The sequence below is a fragment of the Microbispora sp. KK1-11 genome (assembly GCF_006874435.1).
Taxonomy (GTDB): Bacteria; Actinomycetota; Actinomycetes; order Streptosporangiales; family Streptosporangiaceae; genus Microbispora; species Microbispora catharanthi.
In genome coordinates, this window is record NZ_VIRJ01000017.1 from 82,972 (window position 1) to 102,139 (window position 19,168).

Below are 19,168 nucleotides of genomic sequence, written 5' to 3' on the forward strand. Positions count from 1 at the left end.
AGACTACAGGCGTTCGCGGCCGTCGTCAGGGGCGCCGGCCGCCGTCACCACGGCCGAGCCCCGCGTCCCGGGCCCGGATTATGGCCTCGGCGCGGTCGGCGACCTGCAATTTGGCGAAGATCGTGGAGACGTTGTTGCGCACCGTCTTCTGCGACAGGTACAGCGCCCCGGCGATCTGCCCGTTGGTACGTCCCGCCGCGACCAGGGAGAGGATCTCCCGCTCGCGCGACGTGAGCTGGGGGAAGACCTCCTGGTCCGCGGCCGGGGGCCTCTCGGTGAAGAACTCCGCGACCCGGCGGGCCACGGCGGGACCGAAGATGGCCTCGCCGTGGGCGACCGCGGTGACGGCCCGCAGGATCTCGGTCTGGTTCGCCCCCTTCAGCAGGTAGCCCCGCGCCCCGGCCCGCATGGCCGCGAACAGCGTGGCGTCCTCCTCGGACATCGTCAGCACGACCACCCCCATGCCGGGATTCGCGGCGGTGATCCGCCGGGTCGCCTCGATGCCGTCCAGGTCGGGCATGCGCACGTCCATGACCACGACGTCGGGCCGCAGGTCGGCGGCGCGTTCGACGGCCTCCCGCCCGGTGGCGGCCGTGCCCGCCACCTCGACGCCCGCCATCGAGCCCAGCAGCGCGGCCAGGCCGTCGCGGTAGACCGGATGGTCGTCGGCGAGCAGCACCCGGATCGGCGGGCTCGGTTCGTCAGACACCGGTGAACTCCCTCTTCTCCGCCAGCGGCAGCCGCGCGCGGACCAGCGTCCCGCCATCCTCCGGGCAGGTCACCACGCAGTCGCCGCCGACTTCGGCCGCCCGCTCCCTCAGTGACAGCATCCCGACGCCCGCCGTGACGTCCTCGCCGATCCCCACCCCGTCGTCCCGCACGACGACGTCGAGCATGCCGTCCCGCACGGCGAGCCCGATCTCGCAGCGGGCCGCGTGCGCGTGCCGCGCCACGTTCGCCAGCGCCTCGGAAACGATGCGGTACGCCGCCACCTCCACCGCCGCGGGAAGGGCGGGCAGCGGCTCGTCGTCCCCGGTCAGGACCCCGCCCAGGGCCACCGTGAGCCCGCCGCGGAAGCGGCCGGCCTGCTGCTCGACGGCCCCCCGCAGGCCCAGCTCGTCGATCGCGGGCGGGCGCAGGTCGTGCACGATCTGGCGGACCTCCGCGACCACGGCGGACACCTCCTCGGCCGTCCGCGCGAGGATCGCGTCGGCCTGCTCGGGAGCGGTGCGCGACAGGTTGCGGGCGGTCTCGATGCGCAGCGCCACCGCGCCCAGGCTCGGCCCCAGCCCGTCGTGCAGGTCGCGCCGCAGCCGCCGCCGCTCCTCCTCCCTGGCCACCACCATCGTGGCGCGGATGCGCTGCAGGCCGGCGCTCATCTCCGTGGCGCGGGCGGCCGCGGCGGCCTGCCGTACGAGGTCGCCGAGCAGCCGCTGGTCGCGCTGGGTCAGGTCGGTGCGGCAGAGCACGAGCCGGCCCACCTGTTCGCCGCGGTAGGCCACCGGCAGCGACACCGAAGGGCCGCGGGCCACGCCGTGCTCGACCGCCGAGCACGTCCCGTCCGGTCTTTCGATCTCCACGCGTACGTAGGACAGCCGGAACGCCTCGGCCAGCGTGCGGGCCAGGGCGACGAGCTGCTCGTCCGGGCCCGCCGCGAGTTCGAGCCGCTCGGCCAGCGTCGAGACGGTCGCGTACGGATCCTCGCGCGGCCCGCGCAGCAGCCGCCTGACGGTGCGCACGAGCCACGTCCTGGCGGGCAGGTAGACGAGCGTGACGACCGCGATCGCGGCGAGTGCCGCCTGGCGCTCGTCCACCGCGCCGGCGGCGGCGGTGAAGACGGCGGCGTCGACCACGACGACGAGCACGGCCGTCACGCCGTAGCCGAAGGTCGCGGGCAGCAGCCGGTCGACGTCGTACAGCCGGTGCTTGGCCACCGCCACGACCACGGCGAAGGAGGTCAGCGCGACGGCCACCGTGAGCAGGAACGCGGGCACGTCGGGCGGCAGCACGAGCGGGAGCAGCAGCACGAACATGTCGGCCAGTGCCGCCCACGTCAGCCACCGGATCTGCGCCCTGCGGTCGGCGTCGCCGGGGCCGCCGGACGCCGCGGCGCGGTAGCGGTGCACCGTCACCGCGAACGGCACGACCAGGCTCACCACCACCGCCGCCGAGGCGGCGGTGAGCAGCGGCTCCCAGACCACGTACGGCAGGGTCAGGGCGACCGGGTCGAGCGCCAGCCGGGCGATCTCGGGCGGAAGCGGCACTCCCCCGTGCCGGCTGAGCACGGACACGGGCGCCACCAGCCGCAGCGCGGGCAGCGCCGCGGTCAGCGCGAGGCTGGCGATGGAGAGCCGGCGCCAGAGCGGGGCGCCGGGGAGCCGCCCGTCGGGGAACAGCAGGATCAGCAGCGGCAGCTGGAGCAGCAGCGCGGCACCCAGCCTGAGGTAGAACCAGTAGGCGACCGACGCCCCCGGCAGGCCCGGCTCCACGTACACCGCGTAGGCCGCCCACGCGGCGGCGGCCCCGTTCAGCAGCCACATCACGCCGGAGCCGGTCAGCACCCACGCGACGGGGTGCCGCGGCAGCCGCCGCAGCAACAGCACGCCCGGCACCGCCTGCGCGAGCCCGGCCAGCGCGGAGGTCCATCCCGGATCAAGCTCGGCGCCCGCGGGCACCCTCGTTCCCCGGGCGAGGACGTCCAGCAGCACCGTGCCGGCGGCCAGGGCGAGCAGGGCGGCGACGGCGGCCACCGCCGCCGCCGCCGCGGGCAGACGGCCGCCGCCCGCGGATGCGGCCCCGGCGGCCTCCGGCGCGGGCGCTGTCTCCGCTTTCCTCACGGCAAGCATTGTGACGGGTCGAATCGCCTTGTTTTTCACGAAAACGGGATGTCCCGGTCGAAGGAGGACCCGCGTCCCGAATCGGACGGACATGTTCGGGGGCGCGATCGGGGACCGGCGGCCCTGCCCTCCCGGGTCCGGCGGCCCCGAGCCTTGATCCGCGCGGCCGTCCCGGCCCGCGAACGAACCGATGAAGGACGTGAGATGGAACCGCACTTCACCACGACCCCGGCCAGAGCCCGCACCGACGTACGCGCAGGCACTGCCGTCCGGGGCGGGCCCGCACCGATCAGTGAGGGCGGGGTGCGCCGGCTCGGCCTGGGCCTGGCCGCAGGAACGCTGATCTGGGTCGTGACCATCTTCCTGTTCGACCCGTCGGCCGGCGGAACGGCCGGACGGATCGGCGACCTCGGCGGTCTGGCCTTCCAGATCGGCCTGTTCGGCCTGCTCGCCGTGCAGTCGCGGACCGGCGCCACAGGCACCTCGCGAACCAGTGTGATCATGCTGAGGACCGAGGCCGTGCTGCTCGCCCTGGCGAGCGTGTGGTCGCTGCTGCACGCGATCCTGCCCGAGGCGGCGGGCGACGGCGTGCTGCTCGGCGTGCTCGACCTGTTCTGGCCGCTGTCGATGTTCGGCATGTTCGTGATCAGCGTCAAGCTCCTGGCGGCCCGCCGCTGGAGGGGCCTGCTGCGCTCGTGGCCCCTGGTCGCCGAGAGCTGGGGCGTCGTCACCGTCCCCGCGTACGTGCTGGTCGGCGACGCGGCGTCCCGGTGGGTCGGCGGCGGTCACCTGCTCGTGGGATACACGGTGCTCGGCCTGCTGCTCGCCCTGCGGCCGGGGGACGTCCTGCCGGAACGGGAGGCCGGGGACTCGTGACCGCTCGACCCCGACGGCGGTTTTGACCCCGGCTCGCCACACCGATCACGATGGGGGCGTGAACGAAACCCCTGTTGAGGTGCCCTCGCCGCGTCCCGGCCGGGAGACGGTGCCGAGCATCCGCGACGTCGCGGCGGCGGCGGGCGTGTCCAGGCAGACGGTGTCCCGGGTGCTCAACGCCTCGCCCAAGGTGAGCGCCGAGACGCGGCAGACCGTCATGGAGGTCATCGAACGGCTGCGGTACCGGCCCAACCGGGTGGCCCGGGCGCTGGGGACCGGGCGTGCTCGGGGCGTGACGGTGGTCACCTCCGACACCATGCTGTACGGCTACGCCTCCACGCTGCAGGGCATCGAGGAGGCGGCCCGGGTCGAGGGCCTGGCCGTCGGGGTGCGGGTGGTCGAGTCGGACCGCGAGGGCGACGTGCGCAACGCCGCCGACTACGTCAGCGATCCGAGCGCCGGGGGCGTGATCGTGATCGCGTTCGACGCGGCCGGCATCGCGGTGCTGCGCGCGCTCCCCAAGTCCCTGCCCGCGGCGGCCGCCGTCGAGCCGGGCGTGCGGGGTGTGCCGCGGCCCGCGATCTGCCTGGACGAGCAGCAGGCGTCGGCCGAGGCGACGCGGCACCTGCTGGCCCTGGGACACCGGACCGTCCATCACGTGGCGATCCCCTCGGAGTCGGAGCACAGCGGACGTCAGGCGGGCTGGCGCCGCGCGCTGGCCGAAGCCGGAGCCGCGGTCCCGCCTGTGGTGCCGGCGGGCTGGGACGTGCGGTCGGCGTACGAGGCGGGACGGGTCCTGGCCGCCGACCCCGGCGTGACCGCGATCCTGTGCGGCAACGACGACATCGCCATGGCGGTGCGCCGCGCGCTGTTCGAGGCGGGCAAGGACGTGCCGGGTGACGTGAGCATCGTGGGCTTCGACGGGGTGCCCGGCTCGGAGTACTGGACGCCGGCGCTCACGACGGTGGAGATGGACTTCGCCGGACTGGGCCGCGCCACGGTGGCGGCGGTGCTGGCCGAGCTCGCCGGGACACCTCAGCCCGCGGTGTCGCTGACGCCGCCGCGGCTGGTGGTGCGCGAGTCGACGGCGCCTCCGCGCGCCTGAGCCGCGTCCGCGCCGCCCGGCCGGCCCGCCGGAGGCCGTGCGGCCGCGACGGCCAACGGCCGATCCGGGCGCGCCGCCGGATGTTATTAACAACAACGTAACGGGGCCTTCCCCTCGGTCATGTGACCGGTCACACTCGCATTCGTGCGGATGTGACCGGTCACACACATGCAGGAGATGACTCCCGGGCTCGCCCGCCGCCCGCGGCCGTTCTCCTCGCCAGGGTCACCGTCACGGCCCGCACGCCGCCATGACCTCCGGAGAACCCGGCTCGATCGTCAGGAGACGCAGTTGAACTCACGGCACACCGAGACCAGCCTGGTGTGGGGGCACTCGGCACTGCGGGTGGTGATCGCCATATCACCCGAAGGTGTCGTGAGCATCCGCGAGCTGGGCGCGGGCGATCCGGGGCCGAGGCCGCCCGCGCAGCCTCTCGTGGAGGTGCTGCTGGCCGGTCAGGGACGGGCGCGGGCCTCCCACCGCTTCTCCGACACCGCCGTCGGCCGCCGTTTCACCTACGTGGGGGCCGAGCAGGTCCGTGACGGGCAGTGGCACGAGCTGCGGGTCACCCTGCGGGACGAGCAGACCGGCCTGGAGGCGCACGCGCACCTGCGCTCCGCCGAGGGCGTGCCGGCCGTACGGTCCTGGACGACGATCGCCAACCGCGGCACCGCGGAGGCGGTCGTGCTGGGCGTGACCTCGTTCGCCGCAGGGTTCCCGGCCGGCTCGGCCGGCGGGCTGCAGGTCGTGCGCGCCGACAGCGAGTGGCTGGGCGAGAGCCGCTGGCGCGTACGGCCGCTGCGCGAGGAGATGGCCGACCTCAACCTGCCGCTGCACGGCCAGGACGGCCGGGGCCGCCTGGCGGTCACCAGCACGGGCACCTGGTCGACGGGGCAGCACCTGCCCACGGCGGCCCTGCTCGACCCCGGCTCCGGCCGCGCGTGGCTCTGGCAGGTCGAGCACAACGGCCCGTGGCGGTGGGAGGTCGGCGAGCGCAGGGACGGCGCCTACGTCGCGCTGCTCGGCCCCACCGACATCGACCACCAGTGGCACACGGTCCTCGCCCCTGGCGAGTCGTTCACCACGGTCCCGGCGTCGGTCGCCGTCTCCTCCGGCCTGCCGCGCGGCGTTTTCAGCGGGCTGCAGGGCGCGGCGGCCGCCCTGACCGCCCACCGCCGCGCCCTGGTGCGCCCCCATACGGACCGGGCCCGCCTGCCCGTGGTGTTCAACGACTACATGAACACCCTCATGGGCGACCCGACGACCGCGAAGCTGATCCCGCTGATCGACGCCGCCGCCGAGGCCGGCGCCGAGGTGTTCTGCATCGACGCCGGCTGGTACGACGACGACGGCGACTGGTGGGACAGCGTGGGCGAGTGGCAGCCGTCCCAGACGCGCTTCCCGCGGGGCATCGAGGAGGTCCTCTCCCGCGTCAGGGAGCGCGGCATGGTGCCGGGCCTGTGGCTGGAGCCCGAGGTGATCGGCGTGCGCAGCCCGATGGCCGACAAGCTTCCCGCCGAGGCGTTCCTGCAGCGGGGCGGCACCAGGATCGTGGAGCACGGCCGCTACCACCTCGACCTGCGCCACCCGGCGGCCGTCGCCCACCTCGACGAGGTCGTCGACCGGCTCGTGGAGCAGCTCGGCGTGGGCTACTTCAAGCTCGACTACAACATCGACCCCGGCGCGGGCACCGACGTGGACGCCGCGAGCCCGGGCGCGGGGCTGCTCGCCTGCAACCGGGCCCACCTGGCGTGGCTGGAGGCGGTCCTCGACCGCCATCCGGACCTGATCCTGGAGAACTGCGCCTCCGGCGCGATGCGCATGGACTACGCCCTGCTGTCGCGCATGCAGCTCCAGTCCACCAGCGACCAGCAGGATCCCCTGCTGTATCCCCCGATCGCGGTGGCCGCTCCCCTGTCCGTCCTGCCGGAGCAGTCGGCGAGCTGGGCCTACCCCCAGCCGGACATGGACGACGAGCGGGTCGCCTACAGCCTGTGCACCGGCATGCTGGGCCGCCTCTACCTGTCCGGCCACCTGCCCACCATGACCGGCGCGCAGCGCGAGGCGGTCAGGGCGGCCGTCGCCGCCTACCGGGACATCCGCACCGACCTGGCCGCGGCCGTCCCCGTCTGGCCGCTGGGGCTTCCCGGCTGGGCCGACCCCTGGCTCAGCCTCGGCCTGACCACGCCGGACCACACGTACGTGGGGGTCTGGTGCCGCGCGGACGAGCGGGCGACGGCCTCGCTGCCGCTCCCGCACCTCGCCGGACGACGGGTCGACGTCGAGGTCGTCTACCCCCGCCACCTGCCCGCCTGGGACGGGGAGTGGGACCAGGAGACGGGACGCCTCGTCCTCACCAAGCCGGTTTCCGGCCCTTCTGCCCGCATCTTCCGTGTTTCACCCGTCTCATCATCCTCGCCCGATTAATCCCTCCTGCTCTAAAATCCCGGGCCTGCGGTCCGGGCGCCCTCAGAAGAGAGATCGAACCCATGAAGAAATGGCAGACCCTCGCGGTCGTCGCCGTGCTCGCCGCGGGCGCCGCGGCCTGCAGCGACCCCTCTGTGGACACCTCCCCGGACGCCGCCGGCGGCACCGCGGACGCCGCCACCTGGGCCGAGCCGACGGCCAGGCTCGACGGCGTCACCCTGACGATCTGGGCCGCGCAGAACAGCAACGCCGTCCCCAAGCAGGTCGTCGACGCGTTCGGTAAGGCCACGGGCGCGAAGGTCGAGATCGTCACCATCCCCGATCCGTACGAGCAGGGCGTGCAGACCAAGGTCGCCACCGGGGACAAGCCCGACCTGGCGTTCTGGCAGCCGACCGCGTCCATGCTCACGGCCGTCAACGCCAGGACGAACCTGCAGCCGCTGGACCAGGCCCCCTGGCTGTCCAAGCTCGCTCCCCAGCTCAAGGACATCACCGGCATCCTGAACGGCACGCGGTACGCCGCCCTGGTCACCAGCCCGGCCGTCGAGGGCGTCTACTACAACAAGGAGGTCTTCGAGGCCAACGGGATCACCGAGACCCCGAAGAACTTCGACGAGATGGTCGAGCTGGCCCGCACGCTCAAGGCCAAGGGCGTCACCCCGTTCTACGAGATGGCCGGCGACCGCTGGGCCACCCAGTGGTGGGTCCAGGTCCAGCTCGCCGACGCCGCCGAGGACGGGCTCTGGGACAAGATCAACAAGGGCCAGGAGACCTTCTCCAGCCCGGTCGTGCTCGACGCGATCAAGAAGTACAAGTCGCTGATCGACGAGGGACTGTTCAACAAGGACATCAAGACCGCCAAGTTCGAGGACCAGGGCAAGGCCCTGCTCGACGGCAAGGCCGCCATGGTGGTGCAGGTCAACTCCTTCTTCGGCCAGCTCCAGGCCACCGCGGACACCGCCACCCTCGACAAGAAGATCGGCTTCTTCCCGATCTCCCCCAGCGGCAACGTCGGCACCTTCATCCCCGACCAGTCCAACGCCCTGGTGGCCTTCAAGACCGGTGACGCCAAGCGCGAGGCCGCCGCGCGCCAGCTCCTGTCGTTCTGGATGGGCCCGGACTACAAGGACTTCGTCGCCGACCGCAACACCGTCTCCCTGGAGACCGACGTGCCGAGCCCGGCCTCGGTGCCCAAGGCGCTGCAGCAGGTGCACGACTCCCTCGGCGAGGCCGTCGGCTCCATGCAGGCCCTGGCCGTGGCCAACCCCGACCTGTACATCAACCTCGCCGACATGATCACCGGCACCATGACGCCCGAGCAGGTGGCCTCCACCACCCAGGAGCAGTTCGCCCAGCTCGCCAAGGCCGCCGGCGCGGCAGGTTTCTGACGCCCGGCCCCTCGCGCCCGACGACTCGCCCATCGACAGGCCCATCGACAGGGCGCGGAGGCCGCGGTTCGCCCCCCGTCTCCGCGCCCGGCACCTGAGGACATGCCATGCTGACTGCCACGGACACCCCCGTCCCGGACCGGCCGCTCGCGCCGCCGCCCGCCCCGCGCGGTCTCGCCGGCCGCACCCGCCGCAGGCCGGACCGGACCCACCCGATGTGGTTCATGGCCCCGGCGTTCGCGATCCTGCTGGTGTTCTTCTTCCTGCCGACCGCGTTCAACTTCGTGTACGCGTTCACCGACTGGTCGGGCTTCAAGAGCGCCATCAGGCCGGTCGGGTTCGACAACTTCGCCGACCTCGCCTCCAGCGGCACCCTGTTCTCCGCGCTGCGCATCACCGTGGTCTACGCCGTGCTCGTGGCGGTCTTCCAGAACCTCTTCGGGCTCGGCCTGGCCCTCCTGCTGGAGCGCGACACCTGGCTCAACCGCACGCTGCGGGTCTTCTTCCTCATCCCGGTGCTGATGTCCGCCCTCGCCGTCGGCTACATCTTCCAGGCCCTGCTCAAGCCCGAGGGCAGCCTCAACCAGCTGCTGTCGGAGATCTTCCGCCACGACGTGGACTACGCCTGGCTGGGCGACACCCGCTGGACCATCGTCGTGGTCGCCCTTGTCCACGCGTGGAAGTGGATGGGCCTGTCCATGCTCATCTACCTGGCCGGGCTCAAGACGATCCCCGAGGAGATCATGGAGGCGTCCCGCATCGACGGCGCGTCGCGGTGGCACGCGTTCCGGCGCCTGCGCTTCCCGCTGCTCGCCCCGGCGATCACGTTCAACGTCGCCACCGCCCTGCTCGGCTCGATGAACGGCTTCGACATCGTGCAGGCCACCACCGGCGGCGGTCCGGCCCGGACCACCGAGATCCTCAACATCTTCATCTACCGCACCTTCGGACAGGGCCTGTTCGCCCAGGCCACGACCATGAGCCTGGTGCTGTTCCTGCTCGTGTCGCTCATGGCCTTCCCCGTCATCCGCATCCTGCGCAAGCGCGAGGAGATCCTGTGACGCCGCACTCCCCCGCCCGCCGGCACGCCTCCTCCGTGACCGGCTCCGTGGCCAGGGACACCTCGTTCCTGACCCGCCTGCAGCCGTTCGCCGCCACGGCGCTGGCAGTCGTCACCATCGGCATCCCGCTGTGGCTCGTGGTGGCGACCGCAGGCAAGTCACGGGGCGAGGCCCTGATCCCGAACCTCACCCCGCCCACCCGCTGGCACCTGCTGGAGAACCTGGGCGAGGTGTGGAGCGAGGGCGAGGTGCCCGCCGCGTTCTTCGGCAGCCTTCTCGTCGTGGTGCCCGCCGTGGCCGGCGTCCTGATCTTCGGGTCGATGGCGTCCTGGATCCTCGCCCGGCGCGCCACCCGGCTCAACGCCGTGCTGTACGCGCTCGCGATCAGCGGCATCATCCTGCCCCCGGCGGTGGTCACGCTCGTGCTGCTGCTGCGCCAGCTCGGCCTGGCGGGCAGCGCCGTCGGGATGATCGGCGTCTACATGGGCATCTACATGTCCACGGTCATCTTCTTCGTCACCGGCTTCGTCCGCACCATCCCCGCCTCGCTGGAGGAGGCCGCGCAGATCGACGGCGCGGGGCCCGTGCGCGTCTTCTTCCACGTCGTCCTGCCCCTGCTTCGGCCGGTCCTGGCCACCGCCACGATCCTCGTCTGCCTCTACGTCTGGAACGACGTCTTCTACGCCTTCTTCGTGGTCGGCGGCCGCCTCGACACCCTGCCGCTCAACCTCTTCCGCGTCGCGAGCGCCGGGCTCTACCTCAACAACTGGCACCTCATCTTCGCCTACGTCATCCTCATGAGCCTGCCGCTCGTCGTGGTCTTCGCCGTCGCCCAGCGGAAGATCATCTCCGGCATCACCAGCGGCGCCGTCAAGTAACGACCGCGCGGCGACCTTCCGCCTCCGATCCCGGCGGTGCCCGTCGAGCCCGCCGTACCACCCCCTCCGGGCGCTCGCGCGTCCCGGTAACAGGAGAGGACACCCATGCACCGACAAAGGTCATTCCGGCGTGCCCGCGTGACGGCCGTGACCGCGGCCCTCGCCGCGGCGGCCCTGACCGCCGGGCCCGTCGCCGGACCGGCGGGCGCGGACACCGCCGCCGCCGACGTCGTCGCGGTGGACTTCGCGCAGCGCACCGGGCCGGTCCACGGCGGGGCGACCGGCATGCTGTACGGCCTGTCCGACCCGGGCGTCCCCGGAGACCCCCTCGTCGCCGGCGCCCGGCCGCGTACGGTCGCCCAGAAGGCCCCGGACGGCGACCAGCACCCCAACGGCGACGCGCTCAAGATCGCGGACGGCTTCTTCGCCGCGGGCGGCGAGGAGATCGTCGTCTACATGCAGGACGTCTACAGCAAGTGGCCCTACGAGAACCTCGGCATCGACGACTATCTCGCCAAGGTCGACGCGATGGTCCGCAAGGTCGTCGCGGAGCGTCCCCAGGACAAGGGCAGGTTCGTCTGGGTGCCGTTCAACGAGCCCGACGGCATCTGGTACCAGAACTGGTCCACGATGAAGCAGAAGTTCTTCAGCGACTGGAAGGCGGTCGTCGAGCGCATCCGCTCGATCGACCCCGGCGCCCGCATCGTCGGGCCGAACGAGGCCGGCTACAACCCCGGCCGCCTGCGCGACTTCCTCACCTGGGCCAGGGACAACACCTGCGGCGGAAGGAGCTGCCTGCCGGACATCATGGCCTGGCACGAACTGTCGCGCGGCAGCCTCGCCGCCTATCGGGGCCACTACGAGAACTACCGGCAGATGGAGCGCGACCTCGGCATCGGCCCGCTGCCGATCAACATCGACGAGTACGGCAACCGGCGCGACATGTCCGTCCCCGGCCAGATGATCCAGTGGATCACCATGTTCGAGGACACCAAGGTGGACGCCGACATGGCGTTCTGGACCTACGCCGGCAACCTCTCCGACCACGCGGTGCGCACCCGCCAGGCCAACGGCGCGTGGTCGCTGCTCAAGTGGTACGCGGACCTGACCGGGCAGACGGTGAAGGTGACCCCGCCGCAGCCGGGCGTCCCCGACACCGTCCAGGCCGTCGCGGCCGTCGACCCCTCCGTACGGCGGGGCACCGTGCTGGTCGGCGGCGGCGCCGCGCCGGTCCGGCTCGACGTCTCCGGGCTCGACTCCGCGGTCTTCGGCAAGCAGGTCGACGTCGTCGTGTCCAAGACGACGTGGACCGGCTACGAGGGCGACGCCGTGCAGCCGCCGGTCGTCGCGGCCACCCGGACCACCCTGCGCGGCGGCACGCTGCGGGTGGACCTTCCTGGCGGCGACGTGATGGCCGCCTACCGGGTCACGATCGTCCCGGCGAGCGGCGGCGCGCCCGCGGCCGACGCGCCGTGGAGCGTCGCGGTGGAGGCCGAGTCGGCCACGCTCACCTCGGCCCAGGCGCACAACCAGGACACCACCGCCGACCCGCAGCTCTACGCGACCTCCGGCAAGCGGGACGTCGGCTCCATGAACAAGGCCGGTTCCGCCGTCACGTTCCCGGTCACCGTGCCGCGCGACGGCCGCTACCGCCTGGGCGTCTTCCAGGGCGCGAACAAGGCCCCCGGCAGGCACGCGCTGTTCGTGGACGGCACGCTCGACCAGATCGTGCAGTATTCGGCCGACCTCGGCTGGACCTACCGCGGCCGCACCGACGTGGAGGTCGAGCTGACCGCCGGCACCCACGAGCTGTCCCTGCGCACCAGCGCCGACGGCACGACCCCGCTGCCCGGCAGCGACGTCACGCTGGACAAGTTCGACCTCACCGAGATCACCGGCCCCGAGCGGGCGGCGTACCCGGCCGACGAGGCCCGGCTGTCCGGCGGCGCGGGCATCACCCGTGAGGGCAAGGGCGCCGCCGTCACCCTCGGCGGCGGCGCCCGCGCCACGTTCTTCGCCGCCGTGAGCGAGAACGGCTACTACGACCTGACCTTCTCCTACAAGGCGGCCGGGGCCGGCGACCTCGACGTCCGCGTCGACGGACGGCGGATCGCCGGTGTGCGGGCGACGCGCCCCGGTGAGGCGGCCTCCCGGGCCCGCGTGTACCTCCCCACCGGCATCTCGGTGGTCGAGGTGGGCGGCCCGGCCGGCCTGCGGCTGCGCGGCCTGACCACGGTCAGGGCCGAGGAGGCGGACGCGGCGGCCTACCGGATCGAGGCCGAGCAGGCGCAGCGCGCCGGAACGGCCCGCGTGGTCACCGTCCCCGCCACGAGCGGCTCGAACGCCTCCGCGGGCGCCTACGTGGGCGACGTCGGCAACGGCGCGGGCAACACGCTCACCCTCACCAGGCCCGCCGGGTTCGGCCCCGGCGAGTACGTCCTCGTGACGCACTACGCCAACGCCGACAGGAACACCGGCCACCCGTACAACACCGACGTCATCAGCCGGTTCCTCGACATCACCGAGACGGGCGGGACGACGACGCGCGGCGTGTTCCGCCACAGCTACGCGTGGGACAACTTCTGGTCGCAGGCGACGCCGCTCACCCTGACGACCGCCTCCGGCGCGCTCGTCCTCGGCAACGCGACGGCGTACGCGCCCAACCTCGACCGGTTCGAGCTCGCGCGGCTCGTGCTGGAGGTCGACAACACGGCCAAGTGACCGGCAGGGCCCGCCGTGCCCGTCCACGGCGGGCCCTCCTTCGCCGCGCCCCGCCGGCCGTACGGACGACCGGGCATGGTGGGTTGAGACGTGCCACATCTCCCGTCCGCGCGTAGGACGATGTGACCATGAGCACTCCCCCGGCTTCCACACTCGAGCAGGCAACAGTCGAGCAGGCCGTCGCCCGTATCGCCGACGAAACGGGGACGGTCGCGGGCGCGGGCGTGCTCGTCGCCGCGGATCTCGTGCTGACGTGCGCGCACGTGATCACCGGCGGAAGGGAGGAACAGCCGGAGACCGTGCTCGTGGACTTCCCGTTCCTCCGCACGGGGCCTTCGCGGGCACGTGTCCACTTCCTGGCGCCGGCGAAGCCCGGTTCGGATCTCGCGACCGGGGACCTCGCCGTCCTCCGGCTGGAAACGGCGCTGCCGCCGGATGTCCGGCCGGTCGAGTTCGCCCCCGCCGCGCCGCCCGGCCTTCAGGTGAGCGCCTACGGATTTCCGCACGGCTACCCTGACGGGCGCTGGGCGTCCGGGCGCACGGTGGGAAGCCTGCCGAACGGCGCCGTCCAACTGGAGGCCACCGACAGCGCGGGGTTCACGGCCGGCTACTCCGGAGCGCCCGTCTGGAGCCCCGAACTCGGCGCGGCGCTCGGCATCCTCTTCGCGGCGGACGGGCAAGGCGGCAGAGCCGGGTACATGAGCACGGCTCCCGCTCTCGCCGAGACGTGGCCGGAGTTCGACGCCGTCGTCCGCCACACCTCGGCCGACGGGGCCACCGGTGCCAGGCGGCGAAGCCCCGGAGAGTTCGCGCCCGGCGGCCGGGAGCGCACGCAGTGGGTCAGCGACGCGCCGGCCGACCGCGACGTGCTCAGGCGGGCCGCGCTGGCGAACGTGCTCGCCAGGCAACTGCGCCACGCGCGGGCGGAAGCCCCGGACGCGTCCTTTCTGGTGCACATCGACGGTTCGTGGGGGACGGGCAAGAGCACCCTGCTCAAACTGCTCGCCCGCGACCTGCGGAGCGACTCGATCGTGGCCTTCTTCGACACCTGGCGGCATGTGCGGATCGAACCACCCTGGTGGGCGCTGCTCACCACGATCCGCAAGGCGGTCGTCCAGCACAGGCCCCCTTGGCGACGTCCCTTCTTCCTCGTACGAGAGCTTCTCGCGCGCGTCCGTCGCGACGGCGCCCCTCAGGTGCTGTCAGGTCTGCTCCTGGTCGGCACGGCGCTCCTCGCCGCGTTCCTGTTCAGGGCGGGCGTCATCACGGTCCGCAGCGTCGAGCCGACCTTCAAGACCGTGACCACGCTCGTCGGAGCGGCCGGCGCGCTGTGGACGGCCGGGGTCCTCGTCAGCAGGTACGCGATGTGGGGATCGGCGCGCAGGGCCCGCACCTTCGAGCAGTCCCACACCGACCCCATGAACGACGTCGCCGAGCACATCGCCTGGCTCGTGCGCCACGCCGGCCGGCCCATCGTGGTCTTCGTGGAGGACCTCGACCGCTGCAACGCCGACTACGTCGTGAACTTCCTCGATTCCGTCCAGACGCTCGTCCGCGACGTGCCCGAGCACTGGCGCCGGCCCGCACGCCGCACTCCGGACTTCCATGCCCCGAGCTTCGTCGTCGCGATGGACGGCGCCTGGCTGCGCTGCGCCTACGAGAACGCCTACGAGACCTTCACATCGGCGGTCGCCGAGCCGGGGCGTCCGATCGGCTACCTGTTCCTGGACAAGCTCTTCCAGCTCAGCGTCCCCATGCCCAAACTCGGCGGGGCCAGCCGGGACCTGTACTTCGGCGAACTGCTCGGTGTGAGCGTCGCGAAGCCCCCGCCGGCCACCGCCGACCAGGTCCGTGCGGCGCTCACCACGAGCGGCGACGAAATCGAGGTGCTGGAGACGTTGGCGAAAGCCGACCCCCGGGTCCGCGAGATCGTGGCCTCGCAGGCGGTCGAACGGATCCTCGACGCCGGCGTACAGGACGTCTCCCACCACGCCCTCGCGAAGTTCTCCCGTCTGCTGCACAGCAATCCGCGCGCGATGAAACGGTTCGTCAACACCTACACCGTCCTGCGTGCCGTGCGCGTTCTGGAGGGCAGCCTGGTGCCGACCGACACCCTCGCGCTGTGGACGCTTCTTCGCATCCGATGGCCGGAGTTGGCGGACTACCTGGAGTCGCATCCCGAGGCCGTCGATCGGATCACGGAAGGTTCCGGCGTGCAGGACCTGCCGGAATCGCTCCGGGAGCTGGCGGCCTCGCGGGACCTTCATGAGGTGCTGTGCGCTGTGCCGGGGGTGACGCTCACGGCGGACGTGATCCGTGCCTGTTCCGGCGCGGGCGACGACCTGGCGCCGCTGCGTACGTAGTCACCGGCCGACGGGGGCCGGGGAGGTTTTGCCGGGCGCGGTGTGAGGGGCTAGGTTCGCGCCGTGCCCACCGCTGATCATGTCTCCCCCGGCGTCCGCGTCTACGCCGTCTGCTCGGAGGTCCCGCCCGACGTCGTCGGCGGGCTGGGCCGGTACGCCGAGCGGATCATGGACGCCCTGCGTGACGCCGGGGCGCCGGTCGTGGTCTTCGGCGCGACGGCCCGCCGAAGCCGGGCGCCCCGGACGGAACGCCGGGGCGACGTCACGCTGCACCGCCTGCCCACCCCCGGTTACGGCCTGCGCGGTGGCCCGGTCCTCCCCCCGGGCGTACGGCGGCTCGCCAGGGTCGCCGGACTGCTCGCGTTCAACGTGCGGGCGGCCGCCCGGATCCTGCGAGCGGAGGCGGGACGGACCGGGGCGGTCGTCGCCGTGCACGACTGGATGGGCTGTGTGGCCGGGATCCTGTGCCGCGTGCTGGGGCGGCTGCCAGTGGTGTTCCACGTGCACACCCGCGAACTGAACGCCCACGTGGGTGATCCGCGTGCGGGGCGCCGGTCGGCGTACGCCGTCCTCCTCGACCTTCTGGAAACGGCCCAGGCGAGGACGGCCCGTTCGATCATCGTGCCGAGCGCCCGCATGCGCGACGACCTCGCCGCCCGGGGCTGGCCGGCGGACCGGATGCTCGTCGTGCCGCACGGCTTCGAGGAGCCCGACCTGCTGCGGCTGACCGAACTGTACGGCGGCGAGCGCGACCGGGTCCGCGCGGAGGTACGGCGGCGCTACCTGCCCGGCGGACAGGGCCGGCTCGTCGTGTTCGCCGGGCGGCCGTCGCCGCACAAGGGGGTCCACACGCTGATCCGGGCGGTGCCGCGGGTCGTCGCCGAGCACGGTGACACGCGGTTCGTGCTCATCGGCGCGCAGGCGCCGCAGACCGACGACGCCGCGACGGTGGCCCGGCTGATCGAGCGGACGCGGACCTCCGGGCACGTGGTCGCCGGCAACCGCTTCCTCGCCTCCGCCGAGGTGTTCGCGCACTTCCTGGCCGCCGACGTCTGCGTCTTCCCGTCCGTGTACGAGCCGTTCGGACTGGTCGCCGTCGAGGCGATGGCGCTCGCCCGCCCGGTGGTCGTCGGGCCCGGCTACTCGCCCGAGGTCGTCGGCGACGGCGCCGTCCGCTGCGTGCGCGACGATCCCGGCGAACTGGCCGCGGCCCTGCTGTGCCTCCTCGGCGACGCCGAGGAGGCGGACCGGCTCGCCCTGCGGGCAGCCGCGTACGTGCGGAAGCGCTACAGCTGGGCGCGCACCGCCCGGCACACCCTGGCGGCGTACGCCGGCGCCGCGCGCCCCCGCCCGGGGACCCGGTGACGGCCGTCCCCGCTCACCCCGCGGGCGTCAGCCGATGCGGAGCGGAAGCGTGCGCGGCCCCCGCACCTGGCCGGGGGCCCAGGTCACCGTCGAGGGGTCGGCGAGGCCGAACACGGGGACCCGCTCCAGCCAGACCTCCAGGGCGACCCGGAGCTCCATGCGGGCCAGATGGGAACCGACGCAGCGGTGGATGCCGAGCCCGAACGCCGCGTGCCGGTTGATCTCGCGGTCGATGATCACTTCGTCGGGCCGGTCGAACTGCGCGGGATCGCGGTTGGCGGCCGGGAACGACAGCAGCACCCAGTCGTCGGCCTTCATGTCGACGCCGCGCCAGTGCATGTCCTCCTTGACCAGCCGCGCCATCGTGACCGGCGCGTACGCCCGGAGGAACTCCTCCATCGCGGTCGGCAGCAGCTCCGGCTCTGCGACCAGGCGTTCGCGGTCGGCCGGGGTCTTCGCCAGGTGCCACAGTGAGGCGCCGATCGCGCTCCACGTCGTGTCGATCCCGGCGATGAGCAGCAGGGCCATCGTGCCGGCCACGTGCGAGGGCTCGAGCTTCCGGCCGTACAGCTCCGCGTCGATGAGATAGGTGGTGAGGTCGTCGCGCGGGTTTGCGACGTGGTCGCGGATCTGCTCCAGCAGGTAGTCGAACAGCTCCCCCATGTTCGCGACCCGCTGCTCCGGCGGCAGGTTCACGCCTTCGAGCGCGTGCTCGACGAACTCCCTGAACCTCGGCCCGTCCTCGGGCGGGAAGCCCAGCATGTCGGCGATGACCCGCATGGGGATGTGCTGCGCGTAGTCACGGGCGGCGTCGACGATCTCCGCGCCTTCGAACCCGTCGATCAGCGAGTGGCAGAACGCCCGCGCCGACTGCTCCCGCTTCGCCACCTCCTTCTTGGTGAACGCCGGGAGCAGCAGCTTGCGCGCGTCGTGGTGGAACGGCGGGTCGGAGGAGATCGGCGGCACGGCTCCCACCGGCGCGATGTCCCGCGGCGGCCGGTAGTTGCTCATGATGATCGCCCGGGAGGAGAAGTGCTCGGTGTCGTAGGCGACCGCCGCGACGTCCTCGTACCGCGTCGGCAGCCACCCGCCGCCGAACCTCTCGGTGCGCGCGATCGGGCAGCGCCCCCGCAGGTCGTCCTGGATGGGGTAGGGGTCGGCGGCCCACTCGGGCTCCAGGTGGGAGAAGTCGGTGGTCCAGTCGGAGACCGGCCCGGTGATGATCTCGCTGCGGGTGCCGAGGTGCTGTTCCTCCGGCTCCCGGAAGTCGTGGACGAAGCGATCGTCGACGGTCATGTCAGGCCTCCTCGACGAGGACGATCGCCTTCTCCGGGCAGTTGGAGGCCGCGACCCGCGCCGCCCGCTCGCCGCCCGCCGGCACGACGCCGTCGCCGGCGACCTGGCCGTAGCCCTCGTCGTCCTCCGTGAACACGTCGGGCGACAGGTCGTAGCAGCGGCCGTGTCCCTGGCAGCGCTCGGGATCGATCTGCACTTTCACTGGTGCTCCCCTTTTTTCGGTGGCGTCCGCGGAGTGGGGTCGGTCGGGGCGATGGCGGTGACGAGGCGGGTGAGCAGGGCGGTCCACTCGTCGTCGCCCACCGCGTGCAGGTCCGGCGTGAGGAGGGCGCTTCCCATCGCGAGCAGGAGACAGAGATGGGCGACGGCGCCGGGCGAGAGCGCCGGATCGATCTCGTCGTCGTCCTGGGCGGCGCGGACGAGCCCGGCGAGCCAGCCGGCCCGCTCGCCGACGTAGTCGTGCATCGGACGGGCCACGTCCTCGTCGCGGCGGGCCGCGACGAGCGCCTCGACGATCAGGGAACCGCGGGCGTCGGGACGGCGAGGGAGGCGGCGGCCCACGGCGACCAGCAGCTCGGCGACCGGCCGGTCGGGGTCGGCGGCCAGCATGTCGGCCAGCAGCCGCGGCCCGTGGGCGCGCAGCGCGGCCACGATCAGCTCGGCCTTCGAGCCGAAGTGCGCGTACAGGGCGCCGTTGCTCACCCCGGCGGCCGCGGCGATGTCGGCCACGCGCGTGCCGTCGTACCCGCGCCGGGCGAACACGTCGACGGCCGCGCGCAGCAGCCGCTCCCGCGTCTCGGCGGCGGTGACACCCGCGATCCGGCCCACGACGGAATTAAATGGTCGTTCAT

General features: G+C 72.8%; 14 protein-coding genes. 9 read left to right on the forward strand and 5 right to left on the reverse strand.

The features are described 5' to 3' along the window. Window positions 1-25: 25 nt before the first annotated feature. Together FLW16_RS23825 and FLW16_RS23830 are read right to left on the reverse strand one after the other, a co-directional pair. On the reverse strand, window positions 26-709 hold the full coding sequence (locus FLW16_RS23825) for a response regulator transcription factor (RefSeq protein WP_260615511.1): 684 nt from the start codon (window positions 707-709) through the stop codon (window positions 26-28). Further along, on the reverse strand, window positions 702-2,837 hold the full coding sequence (locus FLW16_RS23830; protein ID WP_142562334.1) for a sensor histidine kinase: 2,136 nt from the start codon (window positions 2,835-2,837) through the stop codon (window positions 702-704). The genes FLW16_RS23825 and FLW16_RS23830 overlap by 8 nt, the downstream gene beginning before the upstream one ends. A 204-nt stretch (window positions 2,838-3,041) precedes the next feature. On the opposite strand from FLW16_RS23830, the gene FLW16_RS23835 reads away from it, so the two are divergent. From FLW16_RS23835 to FLW16_RS23875, 9 genes are all read left to right on the forward strand, one after another. Further along, on the forward strand, window positions 3,042-3,713 hold the full coding sequence (locus FLW16_RS23835; protein WP_142562335.1) for a hypothetical protein: 672 nt from the start codon (window positions 3,042-3,044) through the stop codon (window positions 3,711-3,713). Window positions 3,714-3,771: 58 nt separating this feature from the next. Beyond that, window positions 3,772-4,818 carry a LacI family DNA-binding transcriptional regulator gene (locus tag FLW16_RS23840; protein WP_221891250.1) on the forward strand — a complete coding sequence of 349 codons (1,047 nt, stop codon included), beginning with the start codon at window positions 3,772-3,774 and terminating at the stop codon, window positions 4,816-4,818. A 291-nt stretch (window positions 4,819-5,109) separates the two neighbouring features. Continuing rightward, a complete protein-coding gene (locus FLW16_RS23845; RefSeq protein WP_221891251.1) occupies window positions 5,110-7,245 on the forward strand; it encodes an alpha-galactosidase in 2,136 nt (711 codons plus the stop codon). 62 nt (window positions 7,246-7,307) lie between these two features. Beyond that, on the forward strand, window positions 7,308-8,633 hold the full coding sequence (locus FLW16_RS23850) for an ABC transporter substrate-binding protein (RefSeq protein WP_142562336.1): 1,326 nt from the start codon (window positions 7,308-7,310) through the stop codon (window positions 8,631-8,633). Window positions 8,634-8,740: 107 nt separating this feature from the next. Beyond that, window positions 8,741-9,694 (forward strand): carbohydrate ABC transporter permease, encoded by a 954-nt coding sequence (locus FLW16_RS23855; protein WP_185949564.1) that lies wholly within the window; start codon window positions 8,741-8,743, stop codon window positions 9,692-9,694. After that, window positions 9,691-10,572, forward strand: coding sequence for a carbohydrate ABC transporter permease (locus FLW16_RS23860; RefSeq protein ID WP_221891252.1), 882 nt, complete (start codon window positions 9,691-9,693; stop codon window positions 10,570-10,572). Before FLW16_RS23855 ends, FLW16_RS23860 begins: the two co-directional genes overlap by 4 nt. A 138-nt stretch (window positions 10,573-10,710) precedes the next feature. After that, window positions 10,711-13,293 carry a CBM35 domain-containing protein gene (locus tag FLW16_RS23865; RefSeq protein ID WP_221891253.1) on the forward strand — a complete coding sequence of 861 codons (2,583 nt, stop codon included), beginning with the start codon at window positions 10,711-10,713 and terminating at the stop codon, window positions 13,291-13,293. Between the two features lie 128 nt (window positions 13,294-13,421). Then, the gene (locus FLW16_RS23870; RefSeq protein WP_142562338.1) at window positions 13,422-15,656 is read left to right on the forward strand and encodes a P-loop NTPase fold protein; all 2,235 of its coding nucleotides are present in this window, start codon (window positions 13,422-13,424) and stop codon (window positions 15,654-15,656) included. A gap of 63 nt (window positions 15,657-15,719) precedes the next feature. Next, entirely contained in the window at window positions 15,720-17,021 is a 1,302-nt protein-coding gene (locus tag FLW16_RS23875; RefSeq protein ID WP_142562339.1) for a glycosyltransferase family 4 protein, read from the forward strand. 27 nt (window positions 17,022-17,048) lie between these two features. Here the strand turns inward: FLW16_RS23875 and FLW16_RS23880 are convergent, their stop codons facing one another. Genes FLW16_RS23880 through FLW16_RS23890 form a run of 3 tightly spaced genes read right to left on the reverse strand, consistent with a single transcriptional unit; the run spans window position 17,049 to window position 19,145 of the window. Further along, window positions 17,049-18,317 carry a cytochrome P450 gene (locus FLW16_RS23880; protein WP_142562340.1) on the reverse strand — a complete coding sequence of 423 codons (1,269 nt, stop codon included), beginning with the start codon at window positions 18,315-18,317 and terminating at the stop codon, window positions 17,049-17,051. A 1-nt stretch (window position 18,318) separates the two neighbouring features. After that, entirely contained in the window at window positions 18,319-18,519 is a 201-nt protein-coding gene (locus FLW16_RS23885; RefSeq protein ID WP_142562341.1) for a ferredoxin, read from the reverse strand. After that, window positions 18,516-19,145, reverse strand: coding sequence for a TetR/AcrR family transcriptional regulator (locus FLW16_RS23890; protein WP_142562342.1), 630 nt, complete (start codon window positions 19,143-19,145; stop codon window positions 18,516-18,518). Before FLW16_RS23890 ends, FLW16_RS23885 begins: the two co-directional genes overlap by 4 nt. Window positions 19,146-19,168 lie beyond the last annotated feature (23 nt).